At 72.4% G+C, this 15,931-nt stretch carries 13 protein-coding genes; 3 read left to right on the top strand and 10 right to left on the bottom strand.

Annotated elements, in window-relative coordinates; genetic code table 11:
• Window positions 1–23: 23 nt before the first annotated feature.
• The 4 genes from ACGFNP_RS47430 to ACGFNP_RS47415 form a co-directional block, all read right to left on the bottom strand.
• Window positions 24–947 (bottom strand): dioxygenase, encoded by a 924-nt coding sequence (locus tag ACGFNP_RS47430; RefSeq protein ID WP_393329648.1) that lies wholly within the window; start codon window positions 945–947, stop codon window positions 24–26.
• Entirely contained in the window at window positions 944–2,023 is a 1,080-nt protein-coding gene (locus ACGFNP_RS47425; RefSeq protein WP_393329647.1) for a maleylacetate reductase, read from the bottom strand. Before ACGFNP_RS47425 ends, ACGFNP_RS47430 begins: the two co-directional genes overlap by 4 nt.
• A complete protein-coding gene (locus tag ACGFNP_RS47420) occupies window positions 2,020–3,222 on the bottom strand; it encodes an MFS transporter (RefSeq protein WP_393329646.1) in 1,203 nt (400 codons plus the stop codon). Before ACGFNP_RS47420 ends, ACGFNP_RS47425 begins: the two co-directional genes overlap by 4 nt.
• Window positions 3,223–3,308: 86 nt before the next feature.
• Window positions 3,309–4,880: a bifunctional 3-(3-hydroxy-phenyl)propionate/3-hydroxycinnamic acid hydroxylase gene (locus tag ACGFNP_RS47415; RefSeq protein WP_393329645.1), complete on the bottom strand. Its 1,572-nt coding sequence runs from the start codon at window positions 4,878–4,880 to the stop codon at window positions 3,309–3,311.
• A 145-nt stretch (window positions 4,881–5,025) separates the two neighbouring features.
• Between ACGFNP_RS47415 and ACGFNP_RS47410 the strand changes: the two genes are divergently transcribed.
• Window positions 5,026–5,985, top strand: a complete 960-nt coding sequence (locus tag ACGFNP_RS47410) for an amidohydrolase family protein (RefSeq protein WP_393329643.1) — start codon at window positions 5,026–5,028, stop codon at window positions 5,983–5,985.
• 15 nt (window positions 5,986–6,000) lie between these two features.
• Here ACGFNP_RS47410 and ACGFNP_RS47405 read toward each other — a convergent pair whose 3' ends face one another.
• A complete protein-coding gene (locus ACGFNP_RS47405) occupies window positions 6,001–6,726 on the bottom strand; it encodes an alpha/beta fold hydrolase (RefSeq protein ID WP_393329642.1) in 726 nt (241 codons plus the stop codon).
• A 110-nt stretch (window positions 6,727–6,836) separates the two neighbouring features.
• Between ACGFNP_RS47405 and ACGFNP_RS47400 the strand changes: the two genes are divergently transcribed.
• A complete protein-coding gene (locus ACGFNP_RS47400; RefSeq protein WP_393329640.1) occupies window positions 6,837–7,649 on the top strand; it encodes a PaaX family transcriptional regulator C-terminal domain-containing protein in 813 nt (270 codons plus the stop codon).
• Between the two features lie 118 nt (window positions 7,650–7,767).
• Here the strand turns inward: ACGFNP_RS47400 and ACGFNP_RS47395 are convergent, their stop codons facing one another.
• The 5 genes from ACGFNP_RS47395 to ACGFNP_RS47375 form a co-directional block, all read right to left on the bottom strand.
• On the bottom strand, window positions 7,768–9,399 hold the full coding sequence (locus tag ACGFNP_RS47395; protein ID WP_393329638.1) for a (2,3-dihydroxybenzoyl)adenylate synthase: 1,632 nt from the start codon (window positions 9,397–9,399) through the stop codon (window positions 7,768–7,770).
• On the bottom strand, window positions 9,392–11,464 hold the full coding sequence (locus ACGFNP_RS47390) for an acetate--CoA ligase family protein (RefSeq protein ID WP_393329637.1): 2,073 nt from the start codon (window positions 11,462–11,464) through the stop codon (window positions 9,392–9,394). The genes ACGFNP_RS47395 and ACGFNP_RS47390 overlap by 8 nt, the downstream gene beginning before the upstream one ends.
• On the bottom strand, window positions 11,461–13,014 hold the full coding sequence (locus ACGFNP_RS47385; RefSeq protein ID WP_393329635.1) for an FAD-dependent monooxygenase: 1,554 nt from the start codon (window positions 13,012–13,014) through the stop codon (window positions 11,461–11,463). Before ACGFNP_RS47385 ends, ACGFNP_RS47390 begins: the two co-directional genes overlap by 4 nt.
• 63 nt (window positions 13,015–13,077) lie before the next feature.
• Complete coding sequence (locus ACGFNP_RS47380; protein WP_393329634.1) at window positions 13,078–13,911, bottom strand: fumarylacetoacetate hydrolase family protein; 834 nt, start codon at window positions 13,909–13,911, stop codon at window positions 13,078–13,080.
• Complete coding sequence (locus tag ACGFNP_RS47375; protein ID WP_393329632.1) at window positions 13,908–14,984, bottom strand: cupin domain-containing protein; 1,077 nt, start codon at window positions 14,982–14,984, stop codon at window positions 13,908–13,910. The genes ACGFNP_RS47380 and ACGFNP_RS47375 overlap by 4 nt, the downstream gene beginning before the upstream one ends.
• 100 nt (window positions 14,985–15,084) lie before the next feature.
• Between ACGFNP_RS47375 and ACGFNP_RS47370 the strand changes: the two genes are divergently transcribed.
• Window positions 15,085–15,834: an IclR family transcriptional regulator gene (locus ACGFNP_RS47370; RefSeq protein WP_393329630.1), complete on the top strand. Its 750-nt coding sequence runs from the start codon at window positions 15,085–15,087 to the stop codon at window positions 15,832–15,834.
• Window positions 15,835–15,931: the final 97 nt, after the last annotated feature.

Here is a 15,931-nt window from a genome sequence, read left to right as displayed (position 1 = left end):
ATCCGATCTCCGTACGCCGAAAACTATACGGAGTCGGACGGGCCCGGCCGATCCGGCGTGGACGCGACGTCCAGGACGAGGTCGAATTCCATGGTGAAGAACGCCCGGTCGAGGACCCGGCCGTCGGGGGCGGCGCCCGCGTCGTACCGGACGAAGGCCCGCACCAGCGAATCCTTCTCCCCGAAGACGGCGTCGGAGCCGAGATGCGGATCCCCGGCCACGAAGACATGGGTGGTGAGCGTGGTGAACCCGGGGGCGCTCACCCTGAAGTGCATGTGCGCCGGCCGCATGAAGTCGCGCTTGGCGGCGTCCAGCAGTTCCCCGACCGGCCCGTCGTCCGGGATGGGGTACGGCACCGGCAGCACCGAGGAGAACCGGTAGCGGCCGTCGGCGTCGGAATGCAGGAAGCCCCGGCCCTGGGCCTCGTCGAGCTCCGCGTACTGCACGTCGTAATTGCCCTCGTCGTCGGTGTGCCAGACGTCGATCCGCGCGCCGGGGATCGGCGCGCCCGCCGTCGAGAGCACCCGGCCGGAGTAGAAGCACGGCTCCCCGCCGGCGCCGCCGGAGATGTCGTCGCCGTTGACGAACTCGGGCGCGTTCTCGACGAAGAACGGGCCCACCACGGTGGAGGCGGTCGCGGTCTCGGCCGCCGGGTGGTTGATCCCGATGACCAGCATCGACAGCCCCAGCACATCGGAGAGAAGGATCAGCTCCTGCCGCCGGTCGTCGCTGATCTGGCCCGCCCGGGTGAGGAACGAGACCGCGGCGGTCCACTCCTCCTCGGTGAGCCGCACGTCGGAGGCGAAGGCGTGCAGATGGGCGACCAGGCTGCGCATGACCTCGCGGAGCCTGGCGGAGGGGGCCCCGTCGAAGCTCGTCAGCACCCGGTCGGTAAGCGTCCGGTCCGCGGTGGGCAGGCTGGCCGGGTCATTCCGTTGAACGGTCATACCGATTCCCTTCTCGTCGAGGCCGGGAGGTGTCCGTGCACGGCGCCGGTCAGGATCCCGCGCACCTCGGCCTCGCCCACGGGCCGGGGATTGCCGCCGAGGTCCTTCTCCAGCACGAGCCCTACGGCCGTGTCCAGATCGTCCTCCGTCAGCCCGATCTGGGCCAGCGACACCGGTGCGCCGATCCGGGCCGCGAGCCGGGTCAGCCCGCCGGCGACGTCGGTGGCGCCGAGGGCCGGGGCCAGCCGCGCCCGCAGGGCGGGCACGGCGGGCTCGTTGAACGCCGCCACGTGCGGCAGCAGCACCGTGTGGGTCTCGGCGTGCGGCAGGCCGAACGCGCCGCCCAGCACGTGGCAGATCTGGTGATGCAGCCCGGACCCCGCGGCGGCGAACGCCGACCCGGCCAGGTAGGCGCCGTACAGCAGCCCGGTGCGCCCGGCCTCGCCGGCGGGGTCGGCCATGACGGCGGGCAGCGCGCCCGCGATCACTCGGACCCCCTCGGCGGCGACGAGATCGGTGACCGGGTTGGCGCCGGGCGCGTAGAACGCCTCGACGCAGTGCGCCATCGCGTTCATCGCGCTGGCGGCCGTCATCGCCGCCGGCAGGGTCGTGGTCAGGGCCGGGTCGTACAGCACGGTCCTGGGCACGACGAGCGGGGATCGGCCCGTGGTCTTGCGCGCGCCCTCGGTCGTGCCCCAGACGGAGGTCACCTCGGAGCCGGCGTACGTGGTGGGCACGGCCACGATGGGAAGCGACGTGCGCAGCGCGATCGCCTTGGCCGTGCCGGTCGTGGAGCCGCCCCCGACGCTCAGCAGCGCGTCCGCGCCCGCCCGCGTCGCCAGCGCGACCGCCCGGTCCACCGTGTCGACAGGCACGTGCGGTCGCACGCCGTCGAAGACGGCCGCCACGGACAGCGGCGCGGCGAGCTCCGCGACGAGCGGGGCGGTCCGCGGCGTGGTCACGATCAGCGCTCGGCGCGCGCCGAGCCGGCCGAGCTCCTCGGCCAGCGCGCGCTCGGCGCATCCCGTGCCGAAGACGACGCGGGCCGCATGCGTCTCGTAGGTGAACGCCCTCATCCCGCCCCCTCCGGCACGGCCTGCGCGGAGCCGCGGGCGACGCGGATCAGAGGTACGAGCGCGGCCGCCGTCGCGCCCACCAGGCCGGGGATCGCGAACAGGTAGAAGTTCCACTCCACCCCGAGCTGCGACGAGAGGATCCAGCCGCCCATCGACGGCCCCAGGATGGCGCCGAGCCGCCCGACCGACAGCGCCCAGCCGATCCCGGCGCCCCGGACGTCCTCCGGATAGCGGGTGACGATGAAGGCGTTGGTCATCACCTGCGAGCCGATGAACCCCAGCCCGCTGACGAACATCAGCAGGAACAGCAGCACGATCGCGGGCCGCATGCTCATCGCGATCAGGCTGATCGATCCGACGAGGAAGGCGATCGACACGACCGGCTTGATCCCGATCCCGTCGGCGATCCGCCCTCCGGCAATCATGCCGAGCCCCGCGCCGACCCACATCGCGGCGGTCTGCAGCAGCGCGGAGCCGAGCGAGTAGCCGCTGGTCCGCATGATGGTGGGCAGCCAGGTGCTGATGCCGAAGACCAGCAGCAGCCCGCAGAACGACGCCACCCAGAACAGCAGGGTCACCATGCGTGTCCCGGGGGCGAGCAGGGGCCGCAGGCCGAACAGGTCGCTCCGCCCTCCCGCGCGCCCGGCGGTGCGGCCGGCGTGGACGGGGCTCTCCGGGAGGATCCGCGCGGCGATCGGGAGCAGCAGCAGTGCCGGCGCCGCGCCGATGACGTAGATCCAGTGCCACGACGCGTCCGGCAGCAACCCCGCGCCCAGCAGCGGGGCGAGCAGGGCGCCGAGGGCGTACCCCGACATCATGAGCCCGACGTTGCGGCTGCGCCGCCCCGGGTCGGACAGGTCCGCCACGTACGCGGTCAGGGTCGGCAGCACCACCCCGAGCCCGACTCCGACGAGCAGCCGTGCCGCCCCGAAGACGGCGAAGCTGGGCGCCACGGCGCACGCGAGCATGCCTGCGGAGAACGTCCCGGCCCCGGCCAGCAGCAGCCGGCGCGGACCGAGGCGGCTGATCGCCGCGCCGGCGAGGGCGGCGCCGATCATCATGCCGACGGCCACCAGGGATCCGACCGTCCCCGCCGTCGCCGGGTCGCCGCCCAGGGACCGGTCGGCGAGGAGCGAGGGCACGGTGACGCCGTAACAGGCGAGATCGTAGCCCTCCAGCGCGGCGAAGACCGCGACCATGATGAGCATTGTCTTTTCGGAGAACGTTCCTGAGTGGGTCCGCATGGCTGCTCCAGCCGTTGTCGCAGGGGGTTGTTGTCGGGACATCACAGGCTTGGGGACGCACCGGCCGGCACGGCGGCGGCGGCGCCGAGTGCGCCGAGGAGTTCGAGGGCCAGGATCCCGGCCGACGGCGCGTCCGCGGCGGTGCCGAAGACGTAGAAGTCGGGGCGGACGGCGACGGCACAGCAGCCGTGCTCGGCGAACCACGCCTGGTACGTGCCGTCCACGTCGGACACGACGTCGCCGCCCGCGGTGGGCTGCGGGGTCAGGGCGACGACGCGGACACCGGCCGCCTCCAGCGCGGCGACCAGGCCGTCGCGCTCCAGGTCCCGGCGCACCGGTTCGGTCACCAGCAGGCGGAACCCGCGGCCGACGATCTCGTCGAAGCGGTCGCGGCGGAGCCCGTCGCCGACCACGCCCTGGATCGACAGCGCTCCCCGCCCCGCCGCCGACGTCTCCGCCAGGAAGCCCGATGCCAGGCCGGGAAAGCGGATCTTCTCCTGCTCCTGCCGCCGGGCCCGCCGGGCGAGCAGTTCCCGGTTGCGCGCGGCGGCGGCCTCCGGGTCGCGGATCGTCTGCAGCTGGCCGAGCTCGATCCCCTTCTCGACGACTGCGCGTACGTGCGGCTCCCGCTCGGTCTGGTAGCTGTCGAGCAGCTCCTCGCCCGCCCGCCCGGTCAGGATCAGGTCCAGCTTGAAGGCGAGATTCTGGGCGTCTCGGATGCCCGAGCACATGCCCTGCCCGAGGAACGGGGGCATCTGATGCGCGGCGTCCCCGGCGAGCAGGACGCGTCCGATCCGCCAGCGGTGCGCGATCAGTGAGCGGAAGGTGTAGGCGGCGGCCCTGATGAGCTCCGCGTCCTGCGGCCCGAGGTGCGCCGCGACCCGGGCCCAGACCAGCTCGGGACTGCGCTGGACCTCGAAGTCCGCCGCCGAGTCCAGCATGAAGCTGAACCGGTGGTGCGACGGCCCGAGCGAGATGATCGACGTCGGCTGCCGGGGATCGCCGACCTGCCGCGCCGCCGGCACATCGACCGGCCGGCGCAGCCGGAAGTCGCAGACCAGCCACGGCTCGGAGAATCCGTAGTCGTCCTGGTCGACGCCGAGCGAGCGGCGGACGAAGCTGTTGCCGCCGTCGCACGCCACGACGTGCCGCGCGGTCACGGTGCCGGGGCCGTCGGGGCCCTCGATGGTGAGCACGACGCCGTCCGCGCTCTGTTCGAGCCCGGTCACCGGCGTCCCGTGCCTGATCTCCACGTGCGGGAAGCTCCGGCAGACGCGGTCGAGGGCGTCCTCGAGGTCGGGCTGATACATCATGTACCACTCCGCCCAGCCGCTGCGGCCCACCTCGGCGAAGTCGTGCTCGATGAGCAGCTCGCCGTCGGCGTCGCACCACTCGTAATTGCGCTGGACGCGCACCTTGGGCAGGAGCTCCTCGGCCACGCCGAGCTTGTCCAGCGTACGCATCGTCTCGTCGTCGAAGATCGCGGCGCGCGGCAGGTTGTACAGGCCGGCGTACCGCTCCAGGACGATGACACGGTGTCCGGCCTGGGCCAGCAGGGCGGCCATCGCCATCCCGACCGGCCCGTAGCCCACTACCGCAACCTGGCAGTCCATCGAGGTCCCGCCCCTTCCCGCTCTCCCATCACCACATGGAGACAGTGTTGTGAGCTTGACATGCGGCCACCGTACTTTCCACTATTAATGAAGTCAATGCACAATGGTGAATCACTCAAGCTCGGCGACCGGAAGGAAAACACGCATGCGCAAGATCGGCCTTGAGGAGCACTTCGTCACGGAGGAGCTGGTCGGCTATGGGGCAGGGACGTCCACGGTCGCCCGCCCCGACGCGTGGCGGGACGCCTCGCGTCGGCTCCTGGACCTCACGCATGAGCGCCTGCCGGCGATGGACGCGGCCGGCGTCGACGTCCAGGTGCTGTCGCTCAACTCGCCCGGGATCCAGGCCGAGACCGACCCGGCGGTCGCCGTGTCGCGGGCGGCGGCGGTGAACGACTTCCTCGCCGGCGTGATCGCCGAGCACCCGACGCGCTTCGCCGGCTTCGCGGCCCTGCCGCTGCAGGATCCGCAGGCGGCCGCCAAGGAGCTGGAGCGCGCCGTCACCCAGCTCGGCCTGCGCGGCGCGCTGGTCAACGCGCACACCCAGGGCCGCTACCTGGACGATCCCGCCCTGCGCGTGGTGTGGGAGTACGCGGAGGGGCTCGACGTGCCGCTGTACCTGCACCCGGCGAACGGGTTCGATGTCCCGCACGTGCTGGCGGACCATCCTGAGCTCATCGGCCCCATGTGGAGCTGGGGCTCCGACACCGCCGCGCATGCGCTACGCCTGATCTTCGGCGGTGTCTTCGACGACTTCCCTAACGCGAAACTCCTGCTGGGGCACATGGGGGAAGGTCTGCCGTACATGCTGTGGCGCCTCGACTCGCGCTGGGGCTTCCACAACCACCACGGCATCGAGCTGGCCCTGGGCAGCCCTTCGGCGTACCTGCGCCGCAACCTCTACATCACGACCAGCGGCGTCTGCTCGGCCCCGCCCCTGCTGTGCGCCCTGATGTCCCTCGGCGCCGACCACGTGCTGTTCGGCACCGACTACCCCTTCGAGGACATCGCCGTGGCCGCCGCCTTCCTCGAGGCGGCCCCGATCAGCGAGTCCGACCGGGCGAAGATCAGCCATCAGAACGCCGAGGGCCTGCTCAAGCTGTGAACCGACCGTTCCCCGTCAGGCTTTGAGCAGCGCGGCGGCGAGCTCGGCCGAGCGGGTGAACTGGGCTTCGTGGCTGCCCGGGTGCTCGATGACGGGGGTGGCCTGGCCGAGGCGCCGCGGGAAGCGGGGCGTCCAGCCGAACTCGCCCGGCGGCAAGGCCAGGTCCTCCGGCCCGGTCACGTAGGTGGCGGGCACGCCGAGCGCCGCCGGGTCCACCGGTTCGACGGTCTCGGTGAAGTAGCGCATCGGCTGGGGGACCAGCAGGCTGTGGACCAGGCGCTGCGTGGGCTCGTCGGCGTCCTGCATGAACGAGGAGCAGAACACCTCGAAGGGGAAGACGACGCTGTTGTTTCCCGATGCCGCCGCGAGCTGGGTGAACATCTCGGCGTAGTGCGGGGGGACCTCCCCCATCAGGGGCGTGTCCTCCGCCGGGACGAACGCGCTCCAGTAGACGAGCTTGCGCAGCCGGGGCGCGAGCCGGTGGGCGGCGCCCGTCATCGGGTAGCCGCCCCAGCTGTGCGCGATCATGGTGACGTCCCTGAGATCGTCGCGCTCGACGAGGTCGACGATGAAGTCGCCGACCTCCGCCAAGCTGTACTGCTCGGGGTCGTCGCCGTCGGCCAGGCCCGGCAGGGTCGGGGCCAGGACGCGGTGGCCGGCGGCGCGCAGGTGTTGCGCCACGGGCCGCCAGGTCCAGCCGCTGTGACAGGCACCGGTGATGAGGACGAAGGTTTCTGCCATGGCGTCTCCTTGCGACGTGGCTGATGCCAGCGGCCGGCGTGGTGGTCGGTGCTTGAAATATGCGCCAAATATGAGACGATCGTCAAGAGATTGAAACAAATAATGGGGGTGTGGTGAAGCCACGGTCGCTGGTCTTCGATCTGTTCGGCGACTACCTGCGCTATCGCGGGGGAGCGATCCGGCTGCGCGGCCTGGTGGCGCTCATGGGGTGTTTCGACGTACCCGAGGCGACGGTGCGCGTGGTGGTCGCGCGGATGCGCAAGGAGGGCTGGCTGGACGGCCGCCGCGAGGGCAGGGAGACCCTCTACGCCCTCACCGACGCCGCCTGGCGGCTGCTCGACGAGGGCAGGACGCGGATCTTCGCCCGCGAGCCGGGGCCGTGGGACGGCCGCTGGCACATGGTCATCTACTCCGTGCCCGAGACCGACCGGACACTGCGTGAGCAGCTGCGCAAGCGCCTGGCCTGGTTGGGGTTCGGCCTGTTGTCGGCGTCGGTGTGGATCAGTCCCCATGACCGCGTCGCGCAGGTCCGGGCCGACTTCTCCGACCGTCCGTCGATCCGGCTCGACGTGCTGCGGGCCCGTTCCGAGGGCGCCGCGGCCGACCGGGAGATGGCGGCCCGATCCTGGGACCTGACCGGGCTGGACAAGGACTACCGGCAGCTGCTCGATCACTACGGGCCCCGGCTGGCCCGCTATCGCGCCGGCGAGCCGCGCGGCCGCGCGGCGCTCGTCGAGCGCATGCGGCTGGTCCACGACTACCGCATGTTCCCTTTCCGGGACCCGGACCTGCCGCCCGAGTTACTGCCCGAAGGCTGGTCTGGCCGCGCCGCCCACGATGTCTTCCTGGAGGCCCACGGCCTATTGCGGAGCGAGGCCGAGGCGTACGTCGACCGCCTCGTCGCCGATCCCGCAGACGCCTGACTCGTGCCGATTCTGCGACGGCGGTTGTTCACAAGTAACGGATCGGCAGCCTTTGATCGGGCTGTCCGATGGCGCGGGTCCGCTGAGCCCGCGCCCGGGAGCCGTCGGTGCGGCCGCCCTACTGGACGACTTCGCGCAGCGCCTTCTTGTCGATCTTTCCGATCTTGGTCAGGGGCAGCTCCTCGACGAGCACGAGGTGTTCGGGGAGCTTGTAGCGGGCGACCTCCATCACCGTGAGGGCCTGCCGGATCCCCTCCAGCGTGAGCTCGTGCCCTGCCTCGGCGACGACGAAGGCGCACACGCGCTCGCCGAGGTCGGGGTCGGGCTTGGCGACGGCGGCGACGCGGGAGACGCCGGGAACGCGGTAGATGAGGTTCTCGACCTCCTCCGCGGAGATCTTCTCCCCGCCGCGGTTGATGAGATCCTTGTCGCGGCCCTCGACGACGAGGTTGCCCGAGGGGTGCAGCCGCACGACGTCGCCGGTGCGATACCAGCCGTCCGGGGTGAAGGAGCGGGCGTTGTGGTCGTCGGCCCGGTAGTAGCCGCGCGGCGTGTACGGGCCGCGGGTCAGCAGGGCGCCCATCTCGCCCGGGAGCGCCGGGTCGCCAGCCGCGTCGACGATGAGGATCTCGTCGTCGGGGCACATGGGACGCCCCTGCGTGTAGATCTTGACGTCCTCCGGGTCGTCCAGGCTCGTGTAGTTGAGCAGTCCCTCGGCCATGCCGAACACCTGCTGGAGCGTGCAGCCGAGCACGGGTTCGGCGCGCCGGGCGGCCTCGGGAGCGAGCCGGGCGCCGCCGACCTGGAGCAGCCGCAGCGCGGGCGGGGCGGGATGCCGGCCAGAGGCCACGGCGTCGATCCAGCGCTGCGCGACGGCCGGCACCGCTGCGGTGGCCGTCACGCCCTCGGCGGCCATCAGCGGCAGCACCCTGCCGGGGTCCGGGGTGCGCGCCAGGACGACTCGGCCGCCGTTCATGAAGACGCCCAGGATGCCGGGGCAGGCCAGCGGGAAGTTGTGCGCGGCCGGCAGCGCCACCAGGTAGACGGTGTCCGGCCCGAAGCCGCAGACCTCGGCGCTGCGGCGGGCGTTGTATTCGTAGTCGTCGTGGGTGCGGGTGATGAGCTTGGGCAGTCCGGTCGTACCGCCGGACAAGAGGAAGACGGCGACGTCGCCGCTGTCGGGGGCGAGCCGGTCGAGCCGGGAGCGGGCGGCGGCCGGGTCATCCGCGGGCCGGGCGAGGGAGCGCAGGTCGGTGGCCTCCTCCTGCACCTCGGCGCCGGCGACCAGGAGCATCCGCACACTCGGCGTGGCCCGGGCGATCTCCTGGGCGAGCGCCTGGTGGTCGAACTCGCCGATGCGGTCGGGGACGGCGACGGCCGTCACGCCGGCGTGCGCGGCGAGATAGCGCAGCTCGTGGCCGCGATGGGCGGGCAACGCCATGACCGGGGCGATGCCCGCGCGCAGGCAGGCCAGGGTGAGCGTGACGAACTCCCAGCCGTTGGGCAGCTGGACGAGCATCGCGTCACCCGGCGCGAGTCCCGCCTCCAGCAGCCGGACCGCCAGCCCGTCGGCGCGCTCGGCCAGCTCACGATAGGTCAGGCGGATGTCGCCGTCGACGACGGCCACCGCGTCCCCGTACGCCTCGGCCCACTCGTGCACGTACGCTCCGAGCGGCCGGCCACGCCAGTACCCGGCCTTGCGATAGCGGTCGGCCGCCTCCTTGGGCCAGAGCACGAATCCCTCACGCATCGTCAGACCCTCCATGTTCCATCACGTCACGCAGCAGCAGCACGGCGTCGAGCGCGACGACATCGCCGTCGGGCAGGACCCGCAAGGGGTTGATCTCGCACTCCGCCACGGCCGGATCGCAGCCAAGCGAGGAGAGGGCGAGCAAAGCGTGGGTGAGCCGGGCCCCGTCCACCGGAGTCGCGCCCCGGGCGCCGAGGAACAGGTCCCGGGTGGCGAGGTCGTCCAGCATGCCGTCGGCCTCGTTCGCCGACAGGGGCGCCAGGCGCAGGGAGACGTCGCCGAGGATCTCGGCCGCGGTTCCGCCCGCGCCCAGAGCCACGACCGGGCCGAAGACCGGGTCGCGGCGTACTCCGGCGATCAGTTCGGGGCCTGCGGGAGCCATCTTCTCGACCAGCAGCGCGGGACTGGCGGGCATGCGGTCGAGCGCGGCGTCGAGCTCCTCGTGCGTTCGGATGCCGACCTGGACGCCGCCCACCTCGGTCTTGTGCAGCACGCCGGCGTCGAGAATCTTCGCCACGACGGGCCCGCCGAGCTCGTCGAGCGCGGCATGCGCGGCCTCCCGGCCGGCGCAGACGCGGCGCACGGGTGTGCGGACGCCGAAGCCGGCCAGGACGTTCTTGGCGATGTGCTCGTCAGCCGGGCCGGACAGCGCCGGCTCGGACAGCGCCGGCCGGGCCGGGGCCGGAGCGGTGACGTCCCCCTCCAGACGGCTGCGATTGACCGCGTCCTCCACCAGGGCCCGCACCATCGTCGCGCCGGCGGCGGGCGTGACGGCGCAGGGGATTCCCGCCTCGCCGAGTTCCCGGCGGGTGTGACGTACCTGCTCCGGCGGGCCGCCCACCACGGCGACCAGCGGCGTGGCGGGGCGCACGGCCTTCAGGGCGGCGGCGAGGTCGACGGTGGTGGGCTCCAGGAGCGCGTACACGGCGGTGACGTGCACGTCAGGGTCCTCGGACACCCGCTCGATCACGTGGGAGAGCGTGGGGGAAGGACGGCCCGTGTCGACGGGGTTGTGCTGGTAGGTCAGGCCGGGCAGCAGCTCGCCAACCTCCTTGACCGTGCGCTCCGCCAGCGGCGGCACCCGGACGCCGGCGATGCGCAGGGCGTCGGTGAGCAGCAGGCCGGGGCCGGCCTGGGCGGTGACCAGGCCGGCCCCGGGCCCGGGGTGGGCGGGCAGGCGCACGCGGCCGAGCGCGGAGACGGCGTCGACGAGCTCCCGCTCGTCGTCGACGAGAACCGCGCCCGCCTGCCGGAGTGCCGCACGGGTGACGCGCCAGGAGGTGGCCAGGGCGCCGGTGTGGGAGCGGGCGAAGTCGCCGACGTCGCTGCGGCCGACGACCAGCGCGACGACCGGGACCCGGTCCACCAGCCTCCGCACCGCGTCGGTCAGCAGGCGGCCCTCGGCGGCCGTTTCGACGTGCAGGGCGACCGCGCTGAGCCCGTCGTCCTGCGACAGATAGGCCAGGACATCCGCCTGGGTGACGTCCAGGCTGTTGCCGAGGCCGACACCGAGGCGGAGGCCGGCTCCCGCCTCGGCGAGAGCGAACGCGAGAGCGTGGTTGACCCCGCCGCTGGCGGCGATCACGGCGACGCCGCCCGCTGTGAGATCTCCGGCGCCCGGAAGGAAGCTCGCGGTCAGCGAGGCGTGCGGGGCGATGAAGCCCGAGGTGTTGGGGCCCAGGAGACGGATGCCGGTGTCCCGCACCACCGCGCCCAGGGCCTGCTGGTACATCTCGCCCTCGACGCCGGACTCGGCGAAGCCGCCGGCGCACACCAGCGCCGCACGTGCCCCGGCGGTCGCGGCCTCCCGGAGCGCACCGGCGGTCGCGGCGGCCGGGATGCAGGAGATCACCAGGTCGGGGGCGGTGCCGTGGGCGGTGACCGCATCGGCCACCGTCGGGAAGAATCCGCGTGCGGGATCCGGACGGCCCATGTTGATCTTCATCACCGCGCCGGGGAAGCGGACCAGGGAGGCGATCATGGCCGTGCCCAGCTTGCCGGGGACGTCCGAGGCCCCCAGGACGGCGACGGACCGGGGCGCGAACAGGGGATCGAGGGCGTTCATCCGGCGGCTCCCACGAGATCGGCCCGGCCGGACAGCAGCAGAGTGGCCGCGGCGTCGTCGTCGTAGCGGCCGACGATCGCGGCGGGCAGGCCATGGGCCAGCCGGGCCTCCTCGGCGACCAGGACCCGGGTCAGGGGGGTTCCGCCGCGTACGCCGACGAGCGGGGCGCCCGCCTTCGCGCTGTCACGCACCTGGCCGAGGACCGGCGGCAGGTCCGCCTCGGTCGCGGGGGCGTCGATCCACACGCCGGACGAGGAAGGCCCGCCGATGAAGGACTCCATCGGGATCTCGGTGCCGTCGTCTCCGATAAGAGCGGGGCCGGTCGCGGTCACCCGGCGGCTGGGCAGGCGGAACGGGCCGGCGCGGAAGGGGGTGTCCAGCGGGGCCGCGCCGTGCCGCTCGCGCCACCATGCGTCGACTCGATCGGCGTACTGCTGGTCGCGCAGCGCGAGCTTGGCGCGGGGGATGGAGCGGGTGAGGAAGTGGAAGGCGAACTGCAGCGGGTCGTCGAAGGAGCGGACGTACCGGCCGAAGTGCTCCCACCACGACAGGCTGGGCCGCGCGGAGTTCTGAATCTTCTCGACCTGGGGGCGGCGGCGCCGCTCGTAGAGCTCCAGGGCGCCGGGAATGTCGTGCGGGACCTCGGCGAGGGCCCCGGCGAGCGCGACGGCGTCCTCCATCGCCATCTTGGTCCCCGATCCCACCGAGAAGTGCGCCGTGTGGGCGGCATCGCCGAGCAGCACCCAGGTGCCGCGCCGCCACGAACGCGCTCTGCGCGTGGCGAAATTGGCCCACCGGGAATTGTTGCCGACCAGGGCATGACCGTCGATCTGGTCGTGGAAGAGCTTCTCCAGGTACGCCCTGGTCCGCTCGTCGCTCGCCCCGGGCGGCGTCGCGGGGTCGAACGCGTCCAGCCCGGCCGCGGCCCACGATGAGGCGTCGGTCTCCACGATGAAGGTGCTGAGCGAGTCGCTGATGGGATAGGCGTGGGCGGCGAACACCCCGTGAGGGCCGTCTTCGTGGACGAACGTCAGCCCGTCGAACTGGTACGTCGTGCCGAACCAGATGAACTTCGCGGTCGCGACGTCCGCCGTGGGCCCGAAGTCGCCGGCGAACATCCGCCGGAACCGGCTGTTGGCGCCGTCGCAGGCGACCACGAGGTCGAATCCGTCCAGCTCGTCCGGGTCGCTGATCTCGTGCTGGAAGCGCATGGCCACGCCTTCGGCGCGGGCCCGCTCCCGCAGCAGGTTGAGCAGGGTCTTGCGGACCACCGCGGCCATGCCCATGCCGCCGACGCGCTCCTGGGCGCCGTGCACCCGCACCTCGATCTCGTCCCAGTGCCGGCCGTGCTCCTCCAGCGCCTCGCTGAGCACCGGGTCGGCGGCGTCGATCGCGCCCAGGGTGGCATCGGAGAAGACCACCCCGAATCCGAACGTGTCGTCGGGGCGGTTGCGTTCGAAGACCACGACCTCCGACTCGGGCCGGTCCCGCTTGATCAGCGTGGCGAAGAACAGACCGCCCGGTCCGCCGCCGATGCATGCGACTCTCATCATGTTTCCTTCACAACCACGCCGGCAGCTTCGGTACGTCCGTGGAGCATGGGGCGCGCGTGCTCACCGCGCCTCCCGGCGGCAGGTGTTGCGGCATTCGCCGAGGCCCTCGATCCGGGTGACGAGGACCGCGCCGTCCTCCAGGTAACGGGGCGGCTTGCGGGCGTGCCCCACGCCGCCCGGGGTGCCGGTGGCGATGACATCGCCGGGCGCCAGCGTGACCATCTCCGACAGGTACGCGACCAGCGCGGCCGGGTCGAAGACCAGGTCCCGAGTGTCGGCCTTCTGGACGACGTCCCCGTCCACCTCGCACACCAGGTCCAGGCCCTCGCCGGCGAGGGCGGGGTCGCCGGCGGTCACCAGCCACGGCCCGATGGGCGTGGTGGCCTCGAAGGTCTTGCCCTGGTGCCATTGGGTGGTGCGGTACTGCCAGTCGCGGGCCGTCACGTCGTTGAGGACCGTGTATCCCGCGATCGCGGCACGCGCCTGCTCCGGGCTCGCGTGGCGGATCTCGGCGCCGATGACGACGGCCAGCTCGGCCTCCCAGTCCATCCGCTCCGACGACGTCGGCAGAATCACCTCGTCATGGGCGCCGACCAGGGCCCGCGCGTACTTGGAGAACAGCGTCGGGTATTCAGGCAGCTCCCGGCCCATCTCCAGGATGTGGTTGCGGTAGTTCAGGCCGACGCACACGACCTTCTCCGGGGCGACGACCACCGGGGCGTAGTCCAAGCCGTCCACGGCGTATCGCTCGCCGTCGGCGGCTTCGGCGCGGGCGAGCCAGTCGGCGTGCCGCAGGAAGCACACGAGGTCGTTCTCGCCCAGGTCCACCGCCTGGTCCTGGTCCACGCGGACGGCCCGGGTGGCGCCGTGGACCCGGATGGTGGCGAGCTTCATTGGGGTTCTCCTCGGGAGGTACGGGCGAGGCCGAGCGCCTCGTAGACGGGCTCGTCGCTGAACCGGAACAGGTCGACCTGGCTGCCGGCGGCGATGGTGACCGGGCACCAGGACGGGACGGCGAACAGGTCGCCCTTGGAGATCTCGAAGGCCTTGTCGCCGACGGTGGCGACGGCCTCGCCCTCGAACACCTGCCAGACCGCCGAGCCGACGGAGCGTACCGGAGTGGTCCGCGCCCCGGCCCGCAGCCGGCGCATCTCCGTGCGGATGGTGACCAGCGCGTCCCTGCCGGTCGTGGGGTTGGAGAAGCGGATTCCGGCGTGCCCGGGCTCGATCACCCCGGCGAAGCCCTCGGACTCCAGCTCCAGCTGGGCGGTGAGCGCCGCGTCGGTGTGCACCCAGCGGTAGGCGGCCAGGGGGGAGTTGGGCTGGTCCGGCCGGCTGATCGGGCGCAGGCCCGGATGGCCCCACAGCCGCTCGCCACGTGAGCGGCCGGGCGTCTCGCGGGTGGACAGCTCGTCCGGGCCGAATTCGAAGAAGCCGGCGTCGAGCCCCGACACCAGCGGGATGTCGAGGCCGTCGATCCAGGTCATCGGCCGGTCGGTGACGTTCTGGTGCTCGTGGAAGGCCCAGCTGGGGGTGAGCAGCAGGTCCCCGCGGCGCATGGCCACCGCGTCCCCGTCGACGTTCGTCCACACCCCCTCGCCGTCGACGACGAACCGGAAGGCGCCCTGGCTGTGCCGGTGGGAGGGGGCCACCTCGCGCGGCCCGAGGTACTGGATCGCCGCCCACAGCGTCGGCGTGGCGTACGGCAGTCCCGGCAGGCCGGGGTTCGACAGGGCCATGGCCCTGCGCTCGCCACCGCGTCCCACGGGCACCAGCTGTCCCGAACGCTCCGCGATCGGCAGCAGCCGCGCCCACCGCCACACATGCGGAACCGCCGCCGGCCGCGGAGTCATCGGCATGAGGTCGTCCCGCTGGGTCCACAGCGGGATCAGGCCGGCCTCCGCGAAATCCGCGTACAGCTCGTCGAGACGCTTCTGTTCGCTCTGATCAGGAAGGATGTCGGTCACGGCGACCTCCGGGGTCGATTGCGGGTGCACAGTCAGGTCCCGGGAGCGACGTTACGCAGTTGTTTCATTTTGTGGAATCCGATACGGGTAGAATTCTCATATGCAGAATCCTTCGTACCCGGTGAGCGGGGCCGGCAACGCGCTGCGAACCGTCCAGCTTCTGCACGAGCACGACGAGCTGCGGGTGATGGACGTCGCCGATCACCTGGGGGTCGCGCGCTCGACCGCCCACCGGGTCCTGGCGATGCTCGTCTTCCACGGATTCGCGGAGCAGGATTCCCACAAGGTCTACCGGCCCGGGCCGGTCCTGCGCGCGATCCGCGGCGGCCAGGCGCCGCCCCCTGACCTGATCATGGTCGCGCACCCACGCCTGCAAGGCCTGGCCAAGGCCGTCCGCGAGACCACGCACCTGATGGCGCTGGAGGGGAACGGGGTCCGCTTCCTGGACGGAGTGGAAGGCCCTCAGGCGCTGCGCGTCAGCTATCGCACCGGCAGCCTGCTCCCGGCCCACGTGACGTCGGGCGGGAAGGCGCTGCTGGCCGAGCTTTCGAAGGAGCAGCTGCACGCGCTCTACCCGAAGGGACTTCCGGAAGGCGAGGCGGGGACGCCCGGCGACATCGGCCGGCTGGCCAGAGAGCTGGCGGCCGTCAGGCGGCTGGGCTACGCGTGCAACCTGCAGGAGAGCGAGCGCGGAGTGAACGCGATAGGCACGTGCGTTCGCGACGGGGCGGGGCGCGCCGTCGCGGCGATCGCCGTGGCCGCTCCGTCGTCGCGGTGCGCGCGTCCCCGGCTGGTGGAGCTGGCCGGCTCCTTGCTCGCCACCGCCGAGGAGATCAGCCGGTCGCTGTGACCATCCGGCGTCACTGCCTCTGAGCGGTGGTGCGACCTGCCGGGCCGCCGCCCGGCAGGTCGGCACACCTCGTCATCGCTCCAGCGCGAAGAGCATC

The sequence above is a fragment of the Nonomuraea sp. NPDC049269 genome (assembly GCF_043197155.1).
Lineage (GTDB): Bacteria > Actinomycetota > Actinomycetes > Streptosporangiales > Streptosporangiaceae > Nonomuraea.
Note: the sequence above shows the minus strand (reverse complement) of the source record. Positions and strands in the feature narration are given on the sequence as shown.

Bases quoted from the DNA above. Each gene is read 5' to 3' on its own strand.
- ACGFNP_RS47430 (WP_393329648.1), bottom strand. From the start codon at position 947: ATGACCGTTCAACGGAATGACCCGGCCAGCCTGCCCACCGCGGACCGG.
- ACGFNP_RS47425 (WP_393329647.1), bottom strand. From the start codon at position 2,023: ATGAGGGCGTTCACCTACGAGACGCATGCGGCCCGCGTCGTCTTCGGC.
- ACGFNP_RS47420 (WP_393329646.1), bottom strand. From the start codon at position 3,222: ATGGTCGCGGTCTTCGCCGCGCTGGAGGGCTACGATCTCGCCTGTTAC.
- ACGFNP_RS47415 (WP_393329645.1), bottom strand. From the start codon at position 4,880: ATGGACTGCCAGGTTGCGGTAGTGGGCTACGGGCCGGTCGGGATGGCG.
- ACGFNP_RS47410 (WP_393329643.1), top strand. From the start codon at position 5,026: ATGCGCAAGATCGGCCTTGAGGAGCACTTCGTCACGGAGGAGCTGGTC.
- ACGFNP_RS47405 (WP_393329642.1), bottom strand. From the start codon at position 6,726: ATGGCAGAAACCTTCGTCCTCATCACCGGTGCCTGTCACAGCGGCTGG.
- ACGFNP_RS47395 (WP_393329638.1), bottom strand. From the start codon at position 9,399: ATGCGTGAGGGATTCGTGCTCTGGCCCAAGGAGGCGGCCGACCGCTAT.
- ACGFNP_RS47390 (WP_393329637.1), bottom strand. From the start codon at position 11,464: ATGAACGCCCTCGATCCCCTGTTCGCGCCCCGGTCCGTCGCCGTCCTG.
- ACGFNP_RS47385 (WP_393329635.1), bottom strand. From the start codon at position 13,014: ATGAGAGTCGCATGCATCGGCGGCGGACCGGGCGGTCTGTTCTTCGCC.
- ACGFNP_RS47380 (WP_393329634.1), bottom strand. From the start codon at position 13,911: ATGAAGCTCGCCACCATCCGGGTCCACGGCGCCACCCGGGCCGTCCGC.
- ACGFNP_RS47370 (WP_393329630.1), top strand. From the start codon at position 15,085: ATGCAGAATCCTTCGTACCCGGTGAGCGGGGCCGGCAACGCGCTGCGA.